The sequence below is a fragment of the Geoalkalibacter sp. genome (assembly GCF_030604225.1).
Classification (GTDB): domain Bacteria; phylum Desulfobacterota; class Desulfuromonadia; order Desulfuromonadales; family Geoalkalibacteraceae; genus Geoalkalibacter.
Map to the genome: position 1 here is coordinate 1 of NZ_JAUVWH010000204.1, position 2,682 is coordinate 2,682.

3 protein-coding genes are annotated in these 2,682 nt (G+C 62.7%); all 3 read left to right on the top strand.

The genetic code is table 11. The features are described 5' to 3' along the window. Window positions 1-1,181, top strand: a 1,181-nt coding sequence (locus QAT43_RS14770; protein ID WP_305043854.1) for an argininosuccinate synthase, incomplete at its 5' end; no start/stop codon positions are given. 84 nt (window positions 1,182-1,265) lie between these two features. Then, window positions 1,266-1,769, top strand: a complete 504-nt coding sequence (locus QAT43_RS14775) for an NUDIX domain-containing protein (RefSeq protein WP_305043855.1) — start codon at window positions 1,266-1,268, stop codon at window positions 1,767-1,769. A gap of 5 nt (window positions 1,770-1,774) precedes the next feature. Further along, window positions 1,775-2,682: hypothetical protein (locus QAT43_RS14780; RefSeq protein ID WP_305043856.1), on the top strand; the 908-nt coding region annotated here is incomplete at its 3' end.

Below are 2,682 nucleotides of genomic sequence, written 5' to 3' on the forward strand. Positions count from 1 at the left end.
ACTCGGGGGGCCTTGACACCTCGATCATCCTCAAGTGGCTGGTGGAAGAGTACGGCTGCGAGGTCATCGCCTATTCCGCCGACCTCGGCCAGGGCGAGGAACTCGATTTCATCCCCGAGAAAGCCAAAAAAACCGGCGCCTCCAGCTGCCACATCCTGGATCTCAAGGAAGAATTCGCCCGCGATTTCGTCTTTCCCATGTTCCGCGCCAACGCCATCTACGAAGGGCGCTACTTCCTCGGCACCTCCATCGCCCGGCCGCTGATCGCCAAGGCGCAGATGGAAGTCGCCGCCAAGGAAGGGGCCGACGCCGTCTCCCACGGCGCCACGGGCAAGGGCAACGACCAGGTGCGCTTCGAGATCGCCTACTACCACTACGACCCGGCGATCAAGGTCATCGCCCCCTGGCGCGAGTGGGACATGAAAAGCCGCACCGACCTGGAAAACTACGCCAGAAAGCACGGCATCCCCGTGCCCACCAGCAAGAAGTTTCCCTGGAGTTCCGACCGCAACCTGCTGCACATCTCCTTCGAGGGCGACATCCTGGAAAACCCCTGGGCCGAGGCGCCGGAGGAGATGTACGTGCTCACGGTGCGCCCCGAGGACGCGCCCGACCAGCCCGAATACGTCGAGATCGAATTCGAAAAGGGTGATGCGGTGGCGGTCAACGGCGAGCGGTTGTCCCCGGCCAAGCTGCTGGCCAAGCTCAACGAGTTCGGCGGCCGTCACGGCATCGGCCGCGTCGACCTGCTGGAAAACCGCTTCGTCGGCATGAAATCCCGCGGCGTGTACGAGACCCCCGGCGGCACCATCCTCGAGGAAGCGCACCGCGCCGTGGAATCCATCACCATGGATCGCGAGGTCATGCACCTGCGCGACTCCCTGGTGCCGCGCTACGCCAGCATGATCTACAACGGCTTCTGGTTCTCCCCCGAGCGCCGGGTGCTGCAGACCCTCATCGACGCCTCGCAGCAGACCGTCAACGGCAAGGCGCGCATCAAGCTCTACAAGGGCCATGCCCGGGTGGTGGGTCGCGACTCGGTCACCGACAGCCTGTTCAACGTCGACTTCGCCACCTTCGAGAAGGACGAAGTCTACAATCAGGCCGATGCCGAGGGCTTCATCAAGCTCAACGCCCTGCGCATGCGCATCGCCGCCATTCAGAGACAGGGTAAGAAATAAGTAGAACGAATCGCGGGACGCGGGACGCGAAGGTTATCAAGCCTTCCGCGGTCCGCGTCCCGCATTTCTCGTTCCGGCTTTTTTATGGAATTCACCAAGCAACAGGCCATCAAAACCTCCGTCGTCGCCTGCGTCATCGACGAGCGCGAGCGGGTGCTGCTGACGCGGCGCTGCATCGAGCCCTTCTGCAGCCTGTGGGTCATGCCCGGGGGCAAGATCGATCACGGTGAGTCGATCCTGGCGGCGCTGCACCGCGAGGTGCGCGAGGAGGTGGGCATCGACATTCACGTCGAGGGGTTGATCGATGTCTTCGAGCATATCGGCATCGGCGACCGCAAGGATCATTTCGTGATTCTCTACTACCGCGCCACTCCCCTGAGCCTGACCCTGCAACCCAACGGCGATGAGTGCACCGAGGCCATCTGGGCGCTTAAGAACTGTCTGCCGAAAATGGCCCTGCCGCCGGGCGGGCGCCATATTCTGACCCGCGTGTTTCCCGAACTGCCCTGGAGCCAACCACGCCCGGAAGAACTCGTCCTCAGCGAGGAAATCCCCGGCGGTTCCATGCAGACCTCGAGCCGGGGCTGAGCGGCATGTTTCAGATCGTCGACAAACAGATCAACGTCGAATTTCCCCTGGGGCACCACCTGCACTGCCTGCTGGCGCAGATTCCCAATCACCTGGGGTTGTCCAATTTCGCCTGCAAGCTCAGCGACCCGGAACCCCAATGGGAGCGCATCCGCTCCATCCTGGAACTGACGGCCGAGGGTGCCGGCAACCTGAAAAAGCTTCATTTTCTCCTGCTGCCCGAATCCTCCCTGCCCGCCGCGCGGGTGCCGGATGCCCTGGAGTTCATCGACCGAAATTTCCGCCCCAACACGGTGACGATGTTCGGCGTCGAACACATCCGCCTCCACGAATACCTGGCCGTGCTGGAGAAGCATCGCGCCGACAACGAGGAGGCCCTGGCCTCGGTGCTCAAGGACATTGACGCCGGCGACATCGCACAGGTGCCGGTCAACTGGGCGGTGATCGCGGTCAAGGAAGCCGATGGACGGCTGCGGGTGTTCCTCCAGGCGAAAAGCCATCCCATGGTGGCCGAGGAGACCATCGACCCCTTTCACGACCTCTATCGCGGCAAGGTGTTTCCCTTGCTGCGCTGCACACCCATCGGCTTTAACTTCATGGCGATGATCTGCCTCGACTACATCTACCGCGACCTCTACCAGTCCAACATCAACGCGGTGATCGAACGGGCCAACGACCTGTTTTTCCGCACCCGCCAGCGCCTCGACCTGCTGGCGGTGCTGCAGTGCAATCCCAAGCCCGAGCACCAGGCGTTTCGCGACGTGGTCAACGGCTTCTACGGCGAATACCTGGCCTACACCCCCGGGGTGCGCGACACGGTCACGGTGTTTGCCAACGTGTCCAACGAAACCAGCGGCTTACAGGTCAAGGGGCCGCACAGCTTCGGCCATTCCTCGGTGGTCATCCACAAGAG